This window comes from Paraburkholderia sp. JPY465 (genome assembly GCF_050436725.1).
Lineage (GTDB): Bacteria > Pseudomonadota > Gammaproteobacteria > Burkholderiales > Burkholderiaceae > Paraburkholderia > Paraburkholderia youngii.
On the sequence record NZ_JBNDMT010000003.1, the window covers coordinates 2620261 to 2639685 of the forward strand.

Annotated in this window: 20 protein-coding genes; 7 read left to right on the forward strand and 13 right to left on the reverse strand. The window is 64.3% G+C overall.

The genetic code is table 11. From position 1 onward, the window contains the following. Positions 1 to 1149, forward strand: coding sequence for an LPS export ABC transporter permease LptG (gene lptG, locus QFZ94_RS26745; RefSeq protein WP_368586662.1), 1149 nt, complete (start codon positions 1 to 3; stop codon positions 1147 to 1149). 47 nt (positions 1150 to 1196) lie between these two features. Then, a complete protein-coding gene (locus QFZ94_RS26750) occupies positions 1197 to 1577 on the forward strand; it encodes a sirohydrochlorin chelatase (RefSeq protein ID WP_368586661.1) in 381 nt (126 codons plus the stop codon). 57 nt (positions 1578 to 1634) lie between these two features. Here the strand turns inward: QFZ94_RS26750 and cobA are convergent, their stop codons facing one another. The 6 genes from cobA to QFZ94_RS26780 form a co-directional block, all read right to left on the reverse strand. Then, complete coding sequence (gene cobA, locus QFZ94_RS26755; RefSeq protein ID WP_368586660.1) at positions 1635 to 2390, reverse strand: uroporphyrinogen-III C-methyltransferase; 756 nt, start codon at positions 2388 to 2390, stop codon at positions 1635 to 1637. Between the two features lie 88 nt (positions 2391 to 2478). Then, positions 2479 to 3795 (reverse strand): sulfate adenylyltransferase subunit 1, encoded by a 1317-nt coding sequence (locus tag QFZ94_RS26760; RefSeq protein ID WP_429460645.1) that lies wholly within the window; start codon positions 3793 to 3795, stop codon positions 2479 to 2481. Positions 3796 to 3819: 24 nt separating this feature from the next. Further along, entirely contained in the window at positions 3820 to 4782 is a 963-nt protein-coding gene (gene cysD / locus QFZ94_RS26765) for a sulfate adenylyltransferase subunit CysD (protein WP_013088683.1), read from the reverse strand. Between the two features lie 99 nt (positions 4783 to 4881). Next, the gene (locus QFZ94_RS26770) at positions 4882 to 5628 is read right to left on the reverse strand and encodes a phosphoadenylyl-sulfate reductase (RefSeq protein ID WP_429460648.1); all 747 of its coding nucleotides are present in this window, start codon (positions 5626 to 5628) and stop codon (positions 4882 to 4884) included. Continuing rightward, positions 5625 to 6170 (reverse strand): DUF934 domain-containing protein, encoded by a 546-nt coding sequence (locus tag QFZ94_RS26775; protein WP_429460650.1) that lies wholly within the window; start codon positions 6168 to 6170, stop codon positions 5625 to 5627. Before QFZ94_RS26775 ends, QFZ94_RS26770 begins: the two co-directional genes overlap by 4 nt. A gap of 22 nt (positions 6171 to 6192) precedes the next feature. Beyond that, a complete protein-coding gene (locus QFZ94_RS26780; protein ID WP_429460652.1) occupies positions 6193 to 7872 on the reverse strand; it encodes a nitrite/sulfite reductase in 1680 nt (559 codons plus the stop codon). A 243-nt stretch (positions 7873 to 8115) separates the two neighbouring features. Between QFZ94_RS26780 and QFZ94_RS26785 the strand changes: the two genes are divergently transcribed. From QFZ94_RS26785 to QFZ94_RS26800, 4 genes are all read left to right on the forward strand, one after another. Further along, complete coding sequence (locus QFZ94_RS26785; RefSeq protein WP_429460654.1) at positions 8116 to 9057, forward strand: CysB family HTH-type transcriptional regulator; 942 nt, start codon at positions 8116 to 8118, stop codon at positions 9055 to 9057. A 51-nt stretch (positions 9058 to 9108) separates the two neighbouring features. Then, positions 9109 to 10278 carry an ABC transporter substrate-binding protein gene (locus QFZ94_RS26790; protein ID WP_429460656.1) on the forward strand — a complete coding sequence of 390 codons (1170 nt, stop codon included), beginning with the start codon at positions 9109 to 9111 and terminating at the stop codon, positions 10276 to 10278. Between the two features lie 137 nt (positions 10279 to 10415). Next, entirely contained in the window at positions 10416 to 10826 is a 411-nt protein-coding gene (locus tag QFZ94_RS26795) for a DUF302 domain-containing protein (RefSeq protein ID WP_429460658.1), read from the forward strand. A gap of 97 nt (positions 10827 to 10923) precedes the next feature. Beyond that, on the forward strand, positions 10924 to 11688 hold the full coding sequence (locus tag QFZ94_RS26800) for a ParA family protein (protein ID WP_368586653.1): 765 nt from the start codon (positions 10924 to 10926) through the stop codon (positions 11686 to 11688). A gap of 12 nt (positions 11689 to 11700) precedes the next feature. Here QFZ94_RS26800 and QFZ94_RS26805 read toward each other — a convergent pair whose 3' ends face one another. After that, entirely contained in the window at positions 11701 to 12465 is a 765-nt protein-coding gene (locus QFZ94_RS26805; RefSeq protein ID WP_410849661.1) for a hypothetical protein, read from the reverse strand. A 54-nt stretch (positions 12466 to 12519) separates the two neighbouring features. Continuing rightward, positions 12520 to 13203, reverse strand: a complete 684-nt coding sequence (locus QFZ94_RS26810; protein ID WP_429460660.1) for a class I SAM-dependent methyltransferase — start codon at positions 13201 to 13203, stop codon at positions 12520 to 12522. Positions 13204 to 13293: 90 nt separating this feature from the next. Here QFZ94_RS26810 and QFZ94_RS26815 point away from each other — a divergent pair, with 90 nt between their 5' ends. Further along, positions 13294 to 13554 carry a hypothetical protein gene (locus QFZ94_RS26815; protein ID WP_368586650.1) on the forward strand — a complete coding sequence of 87 codons (261 nt, stop codon included), beginning with the start codon at positions 13294 to 13296 and terminating at the stop codon, positions 13552 to 13554. Between the two features lie 39 nt (positions 13555 to 13593). Here the strand turns inward: QFZ94_RS26815 and QFZ94_RS26820 are convergent, their stop codons facing one another. From QFZ94_RS26820 to QFZ94_RS26840, 5 genes are all read right to left on the reverse strand, one after another. Next, on the reverse strand, positions 13594 to 14745 hold the full coding sequence (locus QFZ94_RS26820) for a Gfo/Idh/MocA family protein (RefSeq protein ID WP_429460662.1): 1152 nt from the start codon (positions 14743 to 14745) through the stop codon (positions 13594 to 13596). A gap of 16 nt (positions 14746 to 14761) precedes the next feature. Then, a complete protein-coding gene (locus tag QFZ94_RS26825; RefSeq protein WP_410849659.1) occupies positions 14762 to 15811 on the reverse strand; it encodes a sugar phosphate isomerase/epimerase family protein in 1050 nt (349 codons plus the stop codon). Positions 15812 to 15879: 68 nt separating this feature from the next. Continuing rightward, complete coding sequence (locus QFZ94_RS26830) at positions 15880 to 16842, reverse strand: substrate-binding domain-containing protein (RefSeq protein WP_368586647.1); 963 nt, start codon at positions 16840 to 16842, stop codon at positions 15880 to 15882. Between the two features lie 101 nt (positions 16843 to 16943). Beyond that, a complete protein-coding gene (locus QFZ94_RS26835) occupies positions 16944 to 17957 on the reverse strand; it encodes an ABC transporter permease (protein WP_368586646.1) in 1014 nt (337 codons plus the stop codon). Then, the gene (locus QFZ94_RS26840; protein WP_429460665.1) at positions 17938 to 19425 is read right to left on the reverse strand and encodes a sugar ABC transporter ATP-binding protein; all 1488 of its coding nucleotides are present in this window, start codon (positions 19423 to 19425) and stop codon (positions 17938 to 17940) included. The genes QFZ94_RS26835 and QFZ94_RS26840 overlap by 20 nt, the downstream gene beginning before the upstream one ends.

A 19425-nucleotide genomic window follows, 5' to 3' on the forward strand; every position in this document is an offset into this window, starting at 1 on the left:
ATGCGCATTTATGAAAGGTATTTCGCGCGTCAGATCTATCTCACGTTCGTCTTCATCCTGTTTGCATTTTCAGGTCTGTTCTTCTTTTTCGATCTGATCAACGAACTGAACTCGGTCGGCCACGGCAACTACAAGTTTCAGTACGCGGTGCTGCGCGTCGCGCTGCAAACGCCGTCGCGTTTCTATGAAATCATTCCGGTCGCGGCGCTGATCAGCGCGATCTACGTGTTCGCGCAGATGGCGGCCAACTCCGAGTACACGATCTTCCGCGTGTCCGGTCTCGCCACCAACCGGGCGCTGCGCTCGCTGCTGAAGATCGGCATTCCGCTCGTGATCGTCACCTATCTGATCGGCGAAGTGGTCGGGCCGTACACGGACCAGCTGTCCGAGCGCGTGCGGCTCGAGGCGCTCGGCTCGTCGGTGTCGAGCAACTTCCAGTCGGGCGTGTGGGTCAAGGACACGCTGACCGAGCGCGCCGACGGCGAGCAGGTCACGCGCTTCGTCAACGTCGGCGAACTCAGACCCGACGCGACGATCAGCAACGTGCGCATCTACGAGTTCGATTCGAAGTTCCGTCTGTCGAACATCCGCATCGCGCAGAGCGGCCGGTATCAACCGCCGGGTCACTGGCTGCTGACCGGCGTGACCGACACGCAACTGCTCGACGTGGCCCGAGTTCCCGGCACGCCGGCCGATGCGCTCAATCCGGTGTATCGCGCCAACCAGGTCACGCTGCCCGAGTATTCGCTGCGCTCTGAGCTGACGCCGCAGATTCTGTCGGTGCTGCTGGTGTCGCCGGACCGCATGTCGATGTTCAATCTGTTCCGCTATATCCAGCATCTGACCGAAAACCATCAGGACACGCAGCGCTATGAAATCGCGCTGTGGAAAAAGGTACTGTATCCGTTCGCGGTGTTCGTGATGCTGGTGCTGTCGCTGCCGTTCGCGTATCTGCATACGCGCGCGGGCGTGGTCGGCATGAAGGTGTTCGGCGGCATCATGCTCGGCATGAGCTTCCAGCTGTTCAACACGCTGTTCTCGCACATCGGCACGCTCAATACGTGGCCTGCGCCATTGACTGCGGCGACGCCGGGGCTCATTTACCTGGTGCTCGGGCTCGTCGGGTTGAAGTGGGTCGACCGGCACTAACTCGCAACGCCAGAGGGCGTTGAAGGGCATCGTCAGGAGCTGACGCGATGGCTACGCACGGACTGATTCTGTTTGGCCACGGCGCACGCGATGCGCGCTGGCGCGAGCCGTTCGAGCGGCTCGCCGACAAGCTGCGCACCGCGCGCGCGGCGACGGGCGAAGCGCAGGCGGTTACGCTTGCCTTTCTGGAACTGATGGAACCCAGCCTGCCGACGGCCGTCACACAACTCGTTGCGCAAGGCTGCGCCGCGATCACCGTGGTGCCGGTGTTCTTCGGGCAAGGCGGACATGTGCGCCAGGATTTGCCCGCGCTCGTCGAGCAATGCCGCGCCGCGCATCCCGGTGTCGAGATTCGCTGCGCGGTGGCGGCCGGTGAGGATGATTCGGTGCTGGATGCGCTCGCGCAGTATTGCTTGCGGCAACTCTGATTTTTTCGTTCTGCTTGCTCAGATTCGCCGCTGTCAGGCCGGCCCTGCCGGGGACCTTCAGGCCGCGACCAGCATCCCGTTCGACGAGCGCTTTGCCTCGGTCTGCCGCGCCGCGAATGCCTCGCCGATCATCAACAGACTCGGCTGCGACGCATCGACCCAGCGCTGCGCTTCTCCCGCAGCCAGATCTTCCAGTGTCAGCGTCAGCATGCGTTCGCGCGGCGTGCTGCACGCCTCGACGATCGCCACGGGCGTAGCCGCGGGCTTGCCGGCGTCGATCAGTTGCTGCGCGATCTCAACACCGCTGTCGCGGCCCATGTAGAACACCAGTGAATCGGCGTTGACCTGCTCGCGAATCTCGTCAGAACCGGGTGCGCGGCTGAACGTCGCGAGCGCGACGCTGCGCGACACGCCGCGCAACGTCAGCGAACGCTTCAGCGTGGCCGCGCTCGCCAGTGCGGCGGTAATGCCCGGCACCACTTCATACTCGATGCCCGCGGCTTCCAGCGCGCGCATCTCTTCGTCGGCGCGGCCGAACAGCATCGGATCGCCGCCCTTCAGACGCACGACCACGCCGTGCTCCAATGCCGCATCGACGATCTGCTTGTTGATGAACTGCTGGGCCGTCGATAGCTGGCCGCAGCGCTTGCCGACCGCGATGCGCTTTGCGTGCGCGGGCGCGTAGTCGAGCATCGCCGGCTCGACCAGCGCGTCGTGCAGCACCACATCGGCGGCGCCGAGCAGCCGCGCGCCGCGTACCGTAATCAGGTCCGCGGCACCGGGTCCCGCGCCGATCAGATAAACCTTACCCATTGACCTCAACCTGTTCGTTGGAGCGAACGCAGGCGGCGCGTTGCGCCGCCCGCCTGGCCCTTCCGTTACCTACCGGCCTATCCCGAACTCAGGCGGAAAACGCCCGGATCATGCCGGCCGCGACGGTGTGGTTCGTCGCCTCGTCGATCAGCACGAACGCGCCCGTGCCCTGATGCGCGTCGTATGCGTCGCACACGAGCGGCTTCTGCAAGGTCAGCGCGACACGACCGATGTCGTTCATCGCCAGTTCCTTGCGATCGGTCGCCTGCGACAGCGTATGCACGTCGAGCACTTCCTTGATCGCGCCGATCTTCGCGAACACCGTGTTGGTGGTCTGCTTCAGCAGATACTTGCGTTGCGTCGACAGCGGCGTGTCGTCGAACCAGCACAGGTCCGCTTCGAGCTTCTTTGCCGGCTCCGGCGCCGCTGCGCGCAGCACGAAGGTGTCGCCGCGCGACACGTCGACGTCTTCCGCGAGGCGGATCGTCACCGTCTGACCGGCGAACGCGCGGTCCACCTGCGCGGTGCCGCCGACCACCGGCGCGATGATCTCGGCCACGGTCGCTTCGCGATTGGCCGGCAGCACGACGATCGTGTCACCGAGCTTCACTTCGCCCGATTCGACGCGGCCCATGTAGCCGCGGAAATCGTCGGCCTGGCTGCCGTCCTGGCGCGCGACCCACTGCACCGGAAAGCGCAGCGCCTCGCCGCTCGCGGTTTCGACGGGCAGCGCTTCGAGCACGTCGAGCAGCGGCTGGCCCGCGTACCACGGCATCCGCTCGCTGGCCGTGACGATGTTGTCGCCCTTCAGCGCCGACACCGGCACGAAGCGCACGTCCTCGAGACCGAGGTGACGCGCGAGCTCGACATACGCGTCGCGGATCTCGTTGAAGCGCGCTTCGCTGTAGTCGACGAGGTCCATCTTGTTGATCGCGACGATCACGTGCTGCAGACCGAGCAGCTTGACGATCGCGCTATGACGCTTGGTTTGCGGCAGCAGTTGCGCGACGCCGTTCTCGAACGTCACGCGCGTCGCGTCGACGAGGATGATCGCCGCATGCGCGGTCGAGGCACCCGTCACCATGTTGCGCGTGTACTGCTCGTGCCCCGGCGTATCGGCGATGATGAACTTGCGCCTGGCGGTCGCGAAGTAGCGATACGCGACGTCGATCGTGATGCCCTGCTCGCGCTCGGCTTCGAGGCCGTCGGTCAGGAGCGACAGATCGATCTCGTCGCCGACGGTGCGCTTGTTCTTCGCGCGCGACAGCGCCGAGAGCTGGTCGCTCAATACGGCCTTGCTGTCGTACAGCAGGCGGCCGATCAGCGTGCTCTTGCCATCGTCGACGCTGCCCGCGGTGATGAAACGCAGCACGCCGAGGTCTTCTGGTTGATGAATACTGCTCATGGTTACGTTACCCTCGTCGTGTGCTTAGAAATAACCCTGCTTCTTGCGCTGTTCCATCGCCGCTTCAGAGACCTGATCGTCCATCCGCGTCGCGCCGCGTTCCGTGATTTCCGTAACGGCGGTCTCGGCGATGATCTTCTCGATGTCGTCCGCGTCGCTTTCGACCGGGCACGTGCAGCTGATGTCGCCGACCGTACGGAAACGCACGAGCGCCTGTTCGCTCGTCTCGCCTTCGCGCATCGGCGTGAGCGGCGTGACCGGCACGAGCAGGCCATTGCGGCGCACGATCTCGCGCTGGTGCGCGTAGTAGATCGACGGCAGTTCGAGCTGTTCGCGCGCGATGTACTGCCAAACGTCGAGCTCGGTCCAGTTCGAGATCGGGAACACGCGCATGTGTTCGCCGTTGTGCAGACGCGCGTTGTACAGGCTCCACAGTTCCGGGCGCTGCGCCTTCGGGTCCCACTGGCCGAATTCGTCGCGGAACGAGAAGATGCGCTCTTTCGCGCGGGCCTTTTCTTCGTCGCGGCGCGCGCCGCCGATCATCGCGGTATAGCCGTATTGCTCGATCGTTTCGAGCAGCGTGACCGCCTGCGCGGCATTGCGCGAATCCGTTTCGCGACGCAGACGCACGGTGCCGCGCTTGATCGAATCTTCGACATGGCCGACCACCAGTTCCGCGCCGATCTCCTGCGCGCGACGATCGCGGAAGTCGATCACTTCGTCATAGTTATGACCGGTGTCGATATGCACGAGCGGGAACGGCAGCTGGGTCTTGCGGTTCGCGCCGAGGCCGAACGCCTTCAGTGCGAGCGCGAGCACCACGACGGAATCCTTGCCGCCCGAAAACAGCAGCGCCGGCTTGCTGCACTCGGCGACCAGTTCGCGCAGGATGTGAATCGACTCGGCTTCGAGCCAATCGAGGTGATCCATCCGGTTGACCGTGTTGGCAAGCGGAGCGTTGACAGCGGAATCGAGCGTGGTGCTCATAGCGGGTCCTTCGTTGGTTCGCCCGGCAAGCGCATGCGTGCGGACGGAAGTATTCAGATCGGTTTCGGCGGCGGTCGACCGCAAGCTCGTGCGCGGCGCTCAGGCCGGCGCGTTTTCGTTGCGTTCGACCGCAATCGGGGTAATCGCCGTGATATGCAAGCCGCATTCCTTCGTATCGCGCGACTCCCACCACCAGCGCCCCGCCCGGCTGTCTTCGCCGGGGCGGATCGCACGCGTACACGGCTCGCAGCCGATGCTCGGATAACCGCGCGCATGCAGCGGATTGACCGGCACATCGAACGCCTTCAGATAATCCCAGACTTCGGCTTCGGTCCAGTCCGCGAGCGGGTTGAACTTGGCGATGTTGCGCGCGCCGTCGTGCTCTTCCTCGTGCAGTTCAGCACGCGTGACCGACTGCTCGCGGCGCTGCCCGGTCACCCACGCGCTGACGTCGGCGAGCGCGCGATTGAGCGGCTCGACCTTGCGGATCTCGCAGCAGCGCTTGCGCAGCTCGACGCTTTCGTAAAACGCGTTCAGGCCGTGTTCGCCCACGTACTGCTCGACCGCGGCCGCCTGCGGATGAAACTGCTCGATGTCGTAACCGTAGCGCTCTTTCACGCGATCGAGCATGCCGAGCGTTTCCGCATGCAGACGGCCGGTGTTCAGCGAGAAGATGCCGATCTGCACGCCGCGCGACAGGATTGCGTGCGTGAGCAGCATGTCTTCGGCGGCAAGGCTGCTCGCGAGCTTCACGTTCGCGTGGCGCGCGGCGATCGAGTCGAGCAGCGCGTCGAGTCGCTCGACCTTCGCTGCCAGCTCCGGGCTCAACGATTGGGCGGTGTTCATGCCGGCACCTTGCCGGCGCCAGCCTGGGCGGCACGGCGGCGGAACAGCGGCGACGGGTCATCGACGGCGCCCTGGTACTGCACGGTGAAGTCGTCGAACGCCTTCAGCGCGTCGTTGATGTCCTTGTCCGCGCGCACCGCGAACGCGTCGAAGCCGCAGCGGAACATCAGCCTGACCTGGTCGCGCAGCACGTCGCCAATCGCGCGCAGCTCGCCCTTGTAGCCATAGCGCTCGCGCAGCAGACGGCCGATGCTGTAGCCGCGGCCGTCGCGGAACACCGGGAAGTCCACGGCGATCAGCGCGAGTTTGTCGAAGTCGCCGGCGATGTCCGCCGGTTCGCTATCCGGCGCGAGCCACACGCCGATTTCGGTGGCGCCGCGCGCGGCGATCAGCGCTTCACGCTCGGCCTGCCACAGCACCAGCGGCACGATGACCTTGCCGGCCGGCAGTTCGCTCACCGCCGGCAAAGCGCCGTCTTCCGCGGCACGCACGACGCTCCAGTCGTCGTTGACGATGTCGCGGTTCTTGATGATAGAAGCCATCTGTTCAGTATCCTTTGCGCGGTTACGCGTGAGCCGGTTGACGCGCGGCGTACACGCGCTCCTTGAACGGCGCGATGCCGATGCGGGTGTACGTATCGATGAAACGCTCGCCTTCCTGGCGGTTGTCCACGAACGTATCGATCACCTTCGTTATCACGTCGGGCATTTCCTCGGCCGAGAACGACGGGCCGATCACGCGGCCAAGGTGAGCGCCGGTCGCGCCCGTACCCTGCTCGCCGCCGAGCGTCACCTGGTACCACTCGGAGCCGTCCTTGTCGACGCCCAGAATGCCGATGTTGCCGACGTGGTGGTGACCACACGCGTTGATGCAGCCCGAGATGTTCAGCGACACGTCGCCGAGGTCGTACACGTAGTCCAGATCGTTGAAACGTTCCTGGATCGCGAGCGCGATCGGGATCGACTTCGCATTCGCGAGCGAGCAGAAGTCACCGCCCGGGCACGAGATGATGTCGGTCAACAAGCCGATGTTCGGCGTCGCGAAACCCTGCGCCTTGGCCTTTTCCCACAGCGCGAACAGGTCGCGCTTCTTCACGTCGGCGAGGATCAGGTTCTGTTCGTGCGACACGCGGATCTGGCCGAACGAGTATTCGTCGGCCCAGTCGGCGACCGCTTCCATCTGCGCGTCCGTCGCGTCGCCCGGCGCGACCGTGGTCGGCTTCAGCGACAGCGTGACCGACGCATAGCCCGCGACCTTGTGCGGACGCACGTTGCGCTCGACCCAGCGCGCGAACGCGCGGTTTTCCAGCAGATGCTTTTCGAACGACGCATCGGTATCCGGCAGCTTGTCGTAAGCGGGCGGCGCAAAGTACTGCGACACGCGATCGACTTCGGCTTGCGTCAGCGTCGACGGGCCGTCCTTCAGGTGCTGCCACTCTTCCTCGACCTGCGCGGAGAACTTCTCCGGCGACAGCGCCTTCACCAGGATCTTGATCCGCGCCTTGTACATGTTGTCGCGGCGGCCGTAGCGGTTGTACACACGCAGCACGGCTTCGCTGTAGGTCAGCAGATGCTGCCACGGCAGATCGCGGCGGATGATCGCGCCGACGATCGGCGTACGGCCCAAACCGCCGCCCGCCAGAATGTCGACCACCAGTTCGCCTTGCGCGTTCTTCTTCAGATACACGCCCATGTCGTGGATCTGCACGGCCGCGCGGTCTTCCTTCGAACCGGACACGGCGATCTTGAACTTACGCGGCAGCCACGCGAATTCCGGGTGGAACGTCGACCACTGACGCAGAATTTCGGCCCACGGACGTGGATCGACCACTTCGTCGGGCGCGACGCCGGCGAATTGATCGGCGGTGATATTGCGGATGCAGTTGCCCGAGGTCTGAATGCCGTGCATCTGCACGGCAGCGAGCTTGCGCAGGATTTCCGGCGTTTCTTCGAGCTTGATCCAGTTGTACTGGATGTTCGAGCGGGTCGAGAAATGGCCGTAGCCGCGGTCGTGTTCACGCGCGATCTGGGCGAGCACGCGCAGCTGGTCGCTGCGCAGGTTGCCGTACGGAATCGCGATGCGGTGCATGTACGCGTGGCGCTGGTAGTACAGGCCGTTCTGCAGACGCAGCGGACGGAACTCCTCTTCGCTCAATTCGCCCGACAAGCGGCGGCGAACCTGATCGGCGTACTGCGCGACCCGTTCATCGACGATGGTCTGGTCGTATTGATCGTATTGGTACATTCGGGGACCCCAATTTTTTTCGAAACTTGCGTGACACACGGCAGTCCGGCGGCCGGCGCTCCGGTTCTGCTGCGGCTCGAACATCCGTGTTTGTCAGCTGCCGCAAGCAAGCGTTTAGACCCATCGCTCATTTGCTTATAACAAATACAGATATCCATATTGAAAAAGATGGACAGATCGTAATAAACTCGCCTTATATTTCAAACGACTAAAAAATTCTTTTTATATGCGGCGAGGTTATATATGAACCTGCACCAATTCCGCTTCGTCCGCGAGGCTGTGCGGCAGAACTTCAACCTCACCGAAGCGGCCAAGGCCCTGTTTACGAGTCAGCCGGGGGTCTCGAAGGCGATCATCGAGCTGGAGGACGAACTCGGCGTCGAAATCTTCACCCGCCACGGCAAGCGCGTGCGCTCGCTGACCGAGCCGGGCCGCATCATATTGCAATCGATCGAAAAAATTCTGCAGGAAGTCGAAAGCCTGAAGCGGGTCGGCAAGGACTACGCGGCGCAGGATCAGGGCAACCTGACGATCGCCGCGACCCACACGCAGGCGCGCTACTCGCTGCCGGCGGCGATCGCCGAGTTCAAGAAGCGCTTCCCGAAGGTCCACCTTTCGATTCTGCAAGGCAGCCCGACCCAGGTCGCCGAAATGGTGCTGCACGACCAGGCCGACCTCGCAATCGCGACCGAGGCGATCTCGAACTACAAGGATCTGGTGTCGCTACCTTGCTTCCAGTGGCACCACGTCGCCGTGATGCAGCCGGACCATCCGCTGCTCGACCGCAAGCTGCTGTCGCTCGACGACCTGACCCAGTACCCGCTGATTACGTACGACAACGCGTTCGCCGGCCGCACCAAGATCAACGAGGCGTTCCGCCTGCGCGGGCTGCATCCGGACATCGTGCTCGAGGCGATCGACGCCGACGTGATCAAGACCTACGTTGAGCTGGGCCTCGGCATCGGCATCATGGCCGACATCGCGTTCAACGGCGAGCGCGACCGCCATTTGCGCGCGATGCCGGTCGGCCATCTGTTCGGCAGCAACGTGACGCGCGTCGCGCTGAAACAGGGCGCGTATCTGCGCAGCTACGTGTACACGCTCGTCGAGCTGCTGTCGCCGAGCCTGAACCGCAAGCTGATCGAGCAGGCGCTGAAGGGCGTACACGAGACCTATGAGCTTTGAACCGCTTTCATACCGCTTCCATACCGCTCTCTCGCTACGGAGACACTTCTGATGAAGTTGCACAACAATAAAGTACGCAACACCCTGCGCGGCCTCGGGGCCGCGGCGCTACTCGTCGCCGGCGCGGCGCACGCCGACCTGAAAGTCGGCATCGATCTGTCGAACACGGGGCCGGCCGCCGTGATCGGCATCACCAGCAAGAACGCAATGCTGATGTGGCCGCAGACGATCGCCGGCCAGAAAGCCGACTACATCTTCCTCGACGACGCATCCGACCCCGGCAACGCGGTGCGCAACATCCGCAAGCTGATCAACGAGGACCACGTCGATGTGGTCGTCGGGCCGAACATCACGCCGGCCGCAATGGCCGCGCTCGATCCGGTCGCCGACAGCCAGACGCCGATGATCACGCTGATCGGCTCGGCGAGCGTCGTCGAGCCGCAGGAAGGCAAGAAGGTCTGGGCCTACAAGATGGCGCAGACCGATAGCGCCATGGCCGACGTGATGACGCGCTACATGTCGAATCACAACGTGAAAACGGTCGGCTTCATCGGTTTCGCGGACGGCTACGGCGAAAGCTGGCTCAACGAATTCAGCAAGTTCGCGGCGCTGCGTCATATCCAGCTGGTCGCGACCGAGCGCTACAACCGCACCGACGCGAGCGTCACCGGCCAGATCCTGAAGCTGATGGCCGCGAAGCCCGACGCGATTCTAATCGCCGGCGCGGGCACGCCGACGGTGCTGCCGCAGCGCACGCTGATCGAGCGCGGCTACAAGGGGCCGATCTATCAGACGCATGGCATCGCGACGCCGGAGTTCATCAAGCTCGGCGGCAAGGACGTGGAAGGCACGCTGTTCCCGACGCAGCCGGTCGTCGTCGCGCGCACGCTGCCGGCCGATCATCCGTCGAAGAAGGCGGCGCTCGCGTTCGTCGACGCGTACGAGGCGAAGTACGGTCCCGGCAGCGTCACGCAGTTCGCGGGCGACGCGGCCGGCGTGTACCCGCGCCTGCAGGACGCCGTCGCGCGCGCGTTGAAGACCGCGCAGCCGGGCACGCCGGCGTTTCGCGTCGCGTTGCGCGATGAACTCGAGCACGCGCATGAGCTGGTGGTGCCGAACGGGGTCGTCAATACGAGCCCGAAGGATCACGTCGGTCTCGATCAGCGGGCTAGCGTGATGGGCACCATCAAGAATGGCAAGTTCGTTTATCTGAGCCAGTAATCCGGCAGCGGGGCGTCGATGACGCTCCGCCTTTCGGTAGAACTGCCCGCCCGGCGCCTCCGCACGATCGGCCACACCGCGCCGGCGAACGCCTACACTGCATGGGTTCGCGTCACCGTTGGCGCACGGGAGGCAAGATGGCTACCGCTTCGATCGCAGAGAACGCCAGTACTGGCATCGTCACCGTTCCAAGCGCCCACGCGGGCAGCGCAACGGCCGAGCGTCTGCAAACCCTGATTCTGGAGCGCGGACTGACGGTTTTCGCGTGCATCGATTTCAGCGGCGACGCTGCGCGCGCGGGACTGGCGATGCCGTTCAGCCGGCTCCTGATCTTCGGCAATCCCAAAGCCGGCACACCTTTGATGCAACTCGCGCCGACCGCGGCGCTCGATCTCCCCCTGAAGGTGCTCGTCTGGGAGGACGCGGACGGCCGCGCGTGGCTGTCGTTCAACTCGACGGCCTATCTTCGCGAGCGTCATGGTCTGCCGGACGACGTGATGAAGCCGGTGAGCGGTGTGGCCGCCCTCGTGGATGCGGTCGCGCGGTAAAGCGTCGAACGGTCACGAACAACGCAGCGAAATCAGCGCCGTCACGCGACTCAGGTATGCTGGGCCCTTTGTAACTGCTTCCGTTCAAGGGGAGACCATGCGGCGCGTTGTATTCAATCAGAAAGGTGGCGTAGGCAAATCGACCATTGTCTGCAACCTGGCGGCCATCAGCGCGAGCGAAGGACTGCGCACGCTGGTGATCGACCTCGATGCCCAGGCGAATTCGACCCAGTATCTGCTCGGCCCGCAGGCGAGCGAAGTCCACCCCACTGTCGCAGGCTTCTTCGAAACCGCGCTCGGCTTCAGCTTCAAGCCCGTCGAAGCGACCTCGTACATCCATCCGACGCGCTTCGAGAATCTGGACGTGATGCCCGCCCATCCCGACCTCGACTCGCTGCACGGCAAGCTCGAATCGCGCTACAAGATCTACAAGCTGCGCGACGCGCTGAACGAACTCGACATGTACGACGCGATTTACATCGACACGCCGCCCGCGCTGAACTTCTACACGCGCTCGGCGCTGATTGCCGTCGAGCGTTGTCTGATTCCGTTCGACTGCGACGACTTCTCGCGTCGCGCGCTCTACACGCTGCTCGAAAACGTCAAGGAGATCCAGCAGGATCACAACGACGCGCTGCAGGTGGAAGGCATCGTCATCAACCAGTTCCAGCCGCGCGCGAGCCTGCCGCAGAAGCTCGTCGACGAACTGATCGGCGAAGGCTTGCCGGTGCTGGGGTCGCGCTTGTCATCGTCGGTGAAGATCCGCGAGTCGCATCAGTTGGCGACGCCCGTCATTCATCTCGATCCGGGGCATAAGCTCGCGCAGGAGTATCGGGCGTTGCATCGCGAATTGAGCGAGTAAGCCCGAGCGACGTCATTGCCCCAGCGATCTCAGCAGCCGCGCGAGGTTTTGCGGCTCGATATGAATGATCCCGCCTCGCGGACTGTCGATGTCCGCGATCAGCGTCAGCGACAGCGCAACCGTGACGGGAAGCACGATGATCAGGATGCCTCGTCGAACGCTGCCCCTCGCTCCATAACCTTGCACGACGCACGCAAATAGTCCGATCAGGATCATCAGCGTCCACGCGCCCAGCGGAATCCGGTTCAACAGCGCCGCCTCGGAATAGTCCTGCGAATTGAGGACGTCGTTCATGCCGGTCATCACGACCGCGCCGATCGGCGTCGGCTGGTCCTTCGCGACCTGCGCCGCGAGGCGCCAAAGTACGGCCTGAGACTTCGCTGTGTCTGCCTCGATGCGAGCGATGTCCTGCGCATCTCGGGTTTGAAAATGCGCGAGTCTCAATTGCGCGTAATGCGTCAATTCAGCCTTCATCTGCGCGCCGATGGGCGGCGCGACCACATCGGCCCGGGCGTACTCGGTTCCGATCGCGTTCGCTTCGTTTTCTTCCAGGTTCTTGCGCTGGTCGTAGCGATTGACCGCCATCGACAGATTGAAGCCGATCAGCAGCGCGAGCAACGTCAACGTCGACGTCTCCACGATCGTGAAATCTTCGCGCTCCTCGCTCTTCAGTGCGAAAACGCGTCGCAGCGCCAATGCGCCGAACGTGATCGCGCCGATGAACGCGACCAGCAGTACCACGAACAGCGTGCCAGGACGATCGACGAATGCTTGCATGCCATGCCTCCGTTGCGGACATCTGCGTGAGACGCGGTAACCTGCGGCGGCCGGCTAGCCGGTCGCTCGCGCGCGAAAAATCACCGACGCCGGTTTGCCGGTTCGCGGATGCAACGGCTCTTGCATCTGCTGCAGGGTCAGCCCGCTTGTTGCCAGCAGTTCGACCCACGTTTGCAAGGTCCGAAAGAACCACGGCGGGGCATCGCTGAATGCGTCACCGAAGCCCGCCCACGCACCCGCTCGCCAGCCATTCACGTACGGCAGTTCACCGCATGCGACGAGCGGATGCAGCGTCTGTATGACCAGCGATCCACGGTGTGTGAGCAGCGTCGGCATCGCACGCAGCAGTCCGTCGACCGACTCCTTGCCGAGCAGCGAAAAATTGCAAACGACGACGTCGGCGCGCAGCTCTAGCCCGCCTGCCGCGATCTGTTCATACGACAGCGTTCTCGCGTCAGTCACGCCGGCATCGGTCGCGGCACGCACTAGCTCGGCAATCGCGTCCACCGCCGTCACCCGGATGCCGTGGCGCTGAAGCGCAAGCGCGAGCCAGCCTTCTCCGCAACCCAGGTCGAGGACCGTGGCCGGGTCGCAAGCAAGGACCGCGTCGAGCACGGCCTGATCGGTGACCAGTCGGCGGCTGTCGATCTCACCCGCGCGCACCGCATTCGTCCACGGCGACGCGTTGCGCTGCCAGCTTTCGATGATCTTGTCGTCGCTGAGCGGGTCGAGGTTCATCGCGTGTTTTGATTCGTTGGCGCCAACCGCACACCGTCAGCAAAATTGTTAAAGTAACGCTCTCGTCAATCAGCAGCCGCAGTCCCCATCATGCGCACCACCCGAGCCATCCACGCCGTCGAGCGCCTGAAAACGCGCACCGGTAACCCGCGCTTCGCCGCGATCAGCCTGTCCGGCGGCCTGTTCTACCTGGTCGACAAATCGAGCGGGGTCGACAAGAAGGTGTCCGACCCGCTGGCGCTCGACGACTTCGTCAAGTTCGTCGACGCGTACGGCCCGCAGAAACCGCGCAAGGCCAGCAAGCTCGACATCGCATTCGAAGCGCAGATCAAGAAAAGCAAGGGGGGTTGACGCTCCGGCTTCGCCGACCTGGCGCTTCGCTGCAACGCTTTACGCCCCTTCGATCTCCACCCACCGTCCATCCGCCGCACTGCTTCTCAGCACCGCGTCGATAAACCGCAATCCGTCGACGCCATCATCGACCGTCGTCAACAGCAGGCTTTCCGCCGGCGGTGCACGACCTTCGTTCAGTGCATCGATCTGCAACGCCGCATCTTTGTACAACTGCGCGAACGCTTCCAGATAGCCTTCCGGATGCCCGGCCGGCACGCGCGTCGCATGCGCGGCAATCGGACTTTTCACACGGGCGCGGGTCAATCGTTCGGCAGCGCCGCCCAGCGGCGTGAACCACAACGCGTTCGGCTCCTCCTGATCGAACGCAAGGCCCGCCTTGGTGCCATACACCCGCAAGCGCAGCGCGTTCTCCGCGCCGCTCGCCACCTGGCTCGCCCACAACATGCCGCGCGCGCCGTTCGCATAACGCAGCATCGCCTGCACGTGATCGTCGATACGACGCCCCGGCACGAACGTGTGCAGCTCGGCCGACAGCGCGCGCGGCATCATCCCCGTCACGAAGGCGGCCAGCTGATACGCGTGCGTGCCAATATCGCCAAGGCACCCGGCCGGCCCCGCCAACGCCGGATCGGTACGCCAGCCCGCCTGCTTGTTCGCGCCGCCCGTTTCGAGCGGCTCGGCGAGCCAGTCCTGCGCATATTCGACCTGCACGACGCGTATCTCGCCCAGCTCGCCACCTTCGACCAGCTCGCGCGCATGCCGCACCAGCGGGTAGCCCGAATAGGTATGGGTCAGCGCAAAGAGCCGCTTGGTGGACTGCGCGAGCTTCGTGAGCGCTTCGCCTTCGGCGAGCGAAACCGCGAGCGGCTTGTCGCAGATCACGTGGATGCCCGCTTCGAGAAACGCCGTCGCGACCGGCGCGTGCAGATGATTCGGCGTGACGATCGCGACCGCGTCGATGCCGTCGTCGCGCGCGGCCTCGGCGCGCGCCATCTCGCGCCAGTCCGCGTAGCTGCGCGCGATGCCCGCTTCGGCGGCGCTCGCCCGCGCACGCTCGGGATCGGACGATAACGCGCCCGCCACCAGTTCGAAACGATCGTCTAGCCGCGCGGCGATCCGATGCACGGCGCCGATGAACGCGCCCTGCCCGCCGCCGACCATGCCCAGCCTGAGCCTTCTTCTCTGCATCGTTTGCGCTCCCATGTCAGATGCCCAGCACGCTCTTCAACTGCGCGGTATCGACACCGCTGCCCGCGAAGTCATCGAATGCATGCTCGGCCACGCGGATGATGTGCCGGCGAATGAACTCCGCGCCTTCGCGCGCGCCGTCGTGCGGATGCTTCAACGCACATTCCCATTCGAGCACGGCCCAGCCCGGAAAATCGAACTGCGCCATCTTCGAGAAGATCGCGCCGAAGTCGATCTGCCCGTCGCCGAGCGAACGAAAGCGCCCCGCGCGTTCGACCCAGCCGCTATACCCGCCGTACACGCCCTGCTTGCCGGTCGGACGGAACTCCGCGTCCTTCACATGAAACGCCTTGATGCGCTCGTGATAGATATCGATGAACGCGAGATAGTCGAGCTGCTGCAGCACGAAATGGCTGGGGTCGTACAAGATGTTCGCGCGCGGATGCTGTTTGACTGCCGCGAGAAAGCGCTCGAACGTAACGCCGTCGTGCAGGTCTTCGCCCGGATGCAGTTCGTAGCAGACGTCGACGCCTGCCGCGTCGAACGCATCGAGAATCGGCGTCCAGCGGCGCGCCAGTTCGTCGAACGCGGTTTCGACGAGGCCGGCCGGCCGCTGCGGCCACGGGTAGATATACGGCCACGCTAGTGCGCCCGAAAACGACACGTGCGTGCTCAGCCCCAAACGGCGCGACGCCTGCGCCGCGAACTTCATCTGTGCGATCGCCCACTCGGTGCGCGCCGCCGGCTTGCCGCGCACGTGCGGTGCGGCGAAGCCGTCGAACAGCGTGTCGTACGCCGGATGCACGGCAACCAGTTGCCCTTGCAGATGCGTCGATAGTTCGGTGATCGCGACGCCCGCGTTGTCGACGGTCTCGCGCAATTCGTCGCAATATGCGTCGCTCACGGCGGCTTTCTCGAGATCGATCAGACGCGGGTCGCACGGCACCTGGATGCCCTTGAAGCCGAGGCCCGCGGCCCATTCGGCGAGATGCGCGAGATTGTCGAACGGCGCGTCGTCGCCCATGAACTGCGCGAGAAAAATCGCCGGCCCTTTGATGGTTTTCATCTTTACGGTTCCTCGAACGTTGCGCGCGGGCCGCACCCGCGCGCGTTAGACGATGCGTGGAGCGCCGCTCAGAACGGCGAGTCGGGGAAATAGAACTGCTGCGCGTTTTCCTTCGTGATCAACACCGACGGGATGATCGTCGTGGCGGGCAGCTTGTCGCCCTTCAGCCGCGCTTCGGCGGTCAGCTTGATCGCGTCATAGATGAATTTCGGCGAGTACGACACGTCGGCCTTGATCATCGGCGCGCCGTCCATCACGTTCTTCACCATGCCCTTCGAGCCCGCGCCGCCGAACACGATCTTGATGTCGTTGCGCTTGGCCTGATCGATCGCCTTCAGCACGCCGACCGCCATGTCGTCGTCGGCGGCCCACACGGCGTCGATGTGCTTGAAGCGCGTCAGGTAGTCCTGCATCACCTTGAACGCGTCGTCGCGATTCCAGTTCGCGTACTTCGCGTCGAGAATCTTGATGTCCGGATAGTTTTTCATCACGCCGGTGAAGGCGGTCCAGCGCTCGTTGTCGAGCGTGGTCGGAATGCCGCGCAGCGCGACGACGTTGCCTTTGCCGTCGAGCGCCTTCGCCAGGTACTCGGCCGGAATCTTGCCGAACGCGGTGTTGTCGCCGGCGACGTACGCATCCTGCGCACTCGTGTTCGTCAGACCGCGATCGACCACCGTCACGTACACGCCTTTGCGCTTCACCTGTTCGACCGGCTGCGTCAGCGTCGCCGATTCGTACGGGAAGATCACGAGCGCATTGATCTTGTTGACGGTCACCAGATCCTGCAACTGGTTCGCCTGCTCGGGCGCGTTGGCCGCCGTTTTCACGATCACTTTCAGATCGGGATGCGCTTTCTCGAGATCCTCCTTCGCCTTGTTCGCCCACCAGACGATGCCGCCGGTGAAGCCGTGATCGGCCGTCGGAATCGCGACGCCCAGCGTGACCTTGTCGTCGGCGCGCGCCGCGCCGCTCGTGCCCAGCATCCCCAACGCCAGCACGCCGGCGCCGATCGCTCGAATGACTTGCTTCATGGTGTGTGTCTCCAATCAAGAGGCGTTCGTTCGCCCCGATTTATCGGACCTGCCGTTGGTTTTACCGCGCCTGCCTTGCTACACCTGCTTGAAACGCCCGCCTACCGCCGCCCACGCTGCACGAACGCGACGAAAATAATCACGACGCCCTGCACCGCCGCGTTCAGATACACACTGATGATGCTGGTCAGGTTCAGGATGTTCGCGATCACCGACAGCAGGATCGCGCCGATCACGGTGCCGATCACGCGTCCCTCGCCGCCCTTGAGCGCCGTGCCGCCGACCACCACCGATGCAATCGCTTCGAGCTCCCACAACAGGCCCGTGGTCGGCGTGGCGGAGCCGAGGCGCGGCACGTAGAGCACGGTGGCCACGCCCACGCAGATCCCGAGCAGCACGTACGTGACGATCTTGACCGTATCGACGCGAATTGCCGCATAACGCGCGACCTGTTCGTTCGAACCGATCGCCTGCACGTGCCGGCCGAACGCGGTGCGATTCAGGATCAGCGCGCCGCCCGCCGCGACCACGAGAAATACCCAGATCGGCACCGGCACACCGAACAGGCTCGCGTAATAGACGGGACCATACAGATTGGAGAGTGAATCATTGAGCGTCAGCGCGCCGCCATCGGCGAGCCATGTCAGCACCGCGCGAAAAATCCCCAGCGTGCCGAGCGTGACGATGAACGGCTCGATGCGCCCTTTGGTGATCAGCAGCCCATGCGCGCAGCCGAACAGCGCGCCGAGCACGAGTGCCGCGACGATGCCGATCGTCACGATCAGCAACGGCGGCAACGCATGACCGGTAGCACCGGCCGCGAGCCCGTTCATCAGCCAGATCATGATGCCGGCGATCAACGCGGCCATCGACCCGACCGACAGATCGATGCCGCCCGAGATGATCACGAAGGTCATGCCGACCGCGATGATGCCGATGAACGACGTGCGCGTGAGCACGTTCATCAGGTTGTCGAGCGTCGCGAAGTCGCGATTGAGCAGCGTGCCGACGATGCACAGCACGATCAGCCCGGCGAGCGGCCCGAGCGTGTAGAGCCGCTGCGCGACGCGCAGCGCGCGCCGTGATTGCACGGCTTCAGTGGGTGCCGGTCGCATGAGCGATCAACTCCTCTTCGGTCAGATGCTCGAGCGTCAGCGTCGCTTGCAGGTGTCCCGCGCGCATTACCGCGACACGATGGCACAAGCCGATCAGCTCGATCAGTTCGGATGAAATGACGATCACCGCGCGGCCCTGCGCGGCGAGACGATGAATCAGGAAGTAAATGTCGCGTTTCGCGCCGACGTCGACGCCGCGTGTCGGCTCGTCGAGCACGATCACGTTCGGGTCGGGCTGCAGGAACTTCGCGAGCGCGAGCTTCTGCTGGTTGCCGCCCGACAGCATGCGCGCGCGGCTCGACAGGTCGCCGGTACGAATGCCGAATTCACCGACGGCCTTCTGCAACGCCGCGCGCCCCGCTTTCAGGTCGAGCAGCGGATGCGCGTAGCGTTCGAGCGTCATCAGCGTGACGTTGTCCTGCAGGCTCATGTTGACGTGCAGGCCTTTGCCTTTGCGGTCCTCGCTCAGATACGTGAGACCGTGGCGCATCGCGTCGCGCGGGTTCTTCAGATCGACTGCCCGGCCGGCGATTTCGATCGTGCCGCCGGTGCGTTTGCGCAAGCCGATGATCGCCTCGAACGCCTCGGTGCGGCCCGCACCGACGAGGCCCGCGAAGCCGAGCACTTCGCCCGCGCGCACGTCGAAGCTCAGATCCTCGACCCAGTCGGGCACCGTCAGGCCGCTCACGCGCAACGCGACCGGCGTGTCGGCAGGCACCGTCTGCTTGTCGGGGAACATGTCGGACACATCGCGCCCGACCATCAGGTTCGCCATCTGCTGACGCGCGAGCCCCGCGGTTTCACCGCGCGCGACGAAGCGGCCGTCGCGCATCACGATCACTTCGTCGGTGATGCGCTCCACTTCATCGAGCTTGTGCGAGATGTAGACGATCGTCACGCCATCGGCCTTCAGCTTCAGCATCAGCGCAAAGAGCCGCTCGGTTTCGGCCGGCGTCAGCGTCGCGGTCGGCTCGTCCATGATCAACAGACGCGCGCGGCGCGACAGCGCCTTCGCGATCTCGACCATCTGCTTTTCCGCGACGATCAGCTCGCGCACTTTGGTGTCCGGCGCGCGCTCGAGCCCGACCTGCGCGAGATAGCGCGCGGCGTCGCTGCGCATCGCGGCATCGTCGACGAACCAGCCGCGGCGCTTCTCGTGGCCGAGGTACATGTTCTGCGCGATCGTCAGATGCTCGGCGAGGTTGAATTCCTGGTGGATCAGCACGATGCCCTGTGCCTCGGCGTCGCGCGAACCGGCGAAGCGCTGCGCGTGACCATCGACCAGCACGCTGCCCGAGGTTGCCGCTTCATAGCCGGCGAGAATTTTCATCAGCGTCGATTTGCCCGCGCCGTTCTCGCCGAGCAGACCGTAGATGCGGCCGGGTGCGAGCTCGAAGCTCACACCGTGCAGTACGCGCACGGGACCGAAGTCCTTGCGGATGTCGTCGAAGCGGATCGCGAGGCTCAT

Bases quoted from the DNA above. Each gene is read 5' to 3' on its own strand.
- lptG (WP_368586662.1), top strand. From the start codon at position 1: ATGCGCATTTATGAAAGGTATTTCGCGCGTCAGATCTATCTCACGTTC.
- QFZ94_RS26795 (WP_429460658.1), top strand. From the start codon at position 10,416: ATGGCTACCGCTTCGATCGCAGAGAACGCCAGTACTGGCATCGTCACC.
- QFZ94_RS26760 (WP_429460645.1), bottom strand. From the start codon at position 3,795: ATGAGCAGTATTCATCAACCAGAAGACCTCGGCGTGCTGCGTTTCATC.
- QFZ94_RS26750 (WP_368586661.1), top strand. From the start codon at position 1,197: ATGGCTACGCACGGACTGATTCTGTTTGGCCACGGCGCACGCGATGCG.
- QFZ94_RS26820 (WP_429460662.1), bottom strand. From the start codon at position 14,745: ATGCAGAGAAGAAGGCTCAGGCTGGGCATGGTCGGCGGCGGGCAGGGC.
- QFZ94_RS26825 (WP_410849659.1), bottom strand. From the start codon at position 15,811: ATGAAAACCATCAAAGGGCCGGCGATTTTTCTCGCGCAGTTCATGGGC.
- QFZ94_RS26770 (WP_429460648.1), bottom strand. From the start codon at position 5,628: ATGAACACCGCCCAATCGTTGAGCCCGGAGCTGGCAGCGAAGGTCGAG.
- QFZ94_RS26800 (WP_368586653.1), top strand. From the start codon at position 10,924: ATGCGGCGCGTTGTATTCAATCAGAAAGGTGGCGTAGGCAAATCGACC.
- QFZ94_RS26835 (WP_368586646.1), bottom strand. From the start codon at position 17,957: ATGCGACCGGCACCCACTGAAGCCGTGCAATCACGGCGCGCGCTGCGC.
- QFZ94_RS26810 (WP_429460660.1), bottom strand. From the start codon at position 13,203: ATGAACCTCGACCCGCTCAGCGACGACAAGATCATCGAAAGCTGGCAG.
- QFZ94_RS26805 (WP_410849661.1), bottom strand. From the start codon at position 12,465: ATGCAAGCATTCGTCGATCGTCCTGGCACGCTGTTCGTGGTACTGCTG.
- QFZ94_RS26840 (WP_429460665.1), bottom strand. From the start codon at position 19,425: ATGAGCCTCGCGATCCGCTTCGACGACATCCGCAAGGACTTCGGTCCC.
- cobA (WP_368586660.1), bottom strand. From the start codon at position 2,390: ATGGGTAAGGTTTATCTGATCGGCGCGGGACCCGGTGCCGCGGACCTG.
- QFZ94_RS26775 (WP_429460650.1), bottom strand. From the start codon at position 6,170: ATGGCTTCTATCATCAAGAACCGCGACATCGTCAACGACGACTGGAGC.
- QFZ94_RS26785 (WP_429460654.1), top strand. From the start codon at position 8,116: ATGAACCTGCACCAATTCCGCTTCGTCCGCGAGGCTGTGCGGCAGAAC.
- QFZ94_RS26790 (WP_429460656.1), top strand. From the start codon at position 9,109: ATGAAGTTGCACAACAATAAAGTACGCAACACCCTGCGCGGCCTCGGG.
- cysD (WP_013088683.1), bottom strand. From the start codon at position 4,782: ATGAGCACCACGCTCGATTCCGCTGTCAACGCTCCGCTTGCCAACACG.
- QFZ94_RS26780 (WP_429460652.1), bottom strand. From the start codon at position 7,872: ATGTACCAATACGATCAATACGACCAGACCATCGTCGATGAACGGGTC.
- QFZ94_RS26815 (WP_368586650.1), top strand. From the start codon at position 13,294: ATGCGCACCACCCGAGCCATCCACGCCGTCGAGCGCCTGAAAACGCGC.
- QFZ94_RS26830 (WP_368586647.1), bottom strand. From the start codon at position 16,842: ATGAAGCAAGTCATTCGAGCGATCGGCGCCGGCGTGCTGGCGTTGGGG.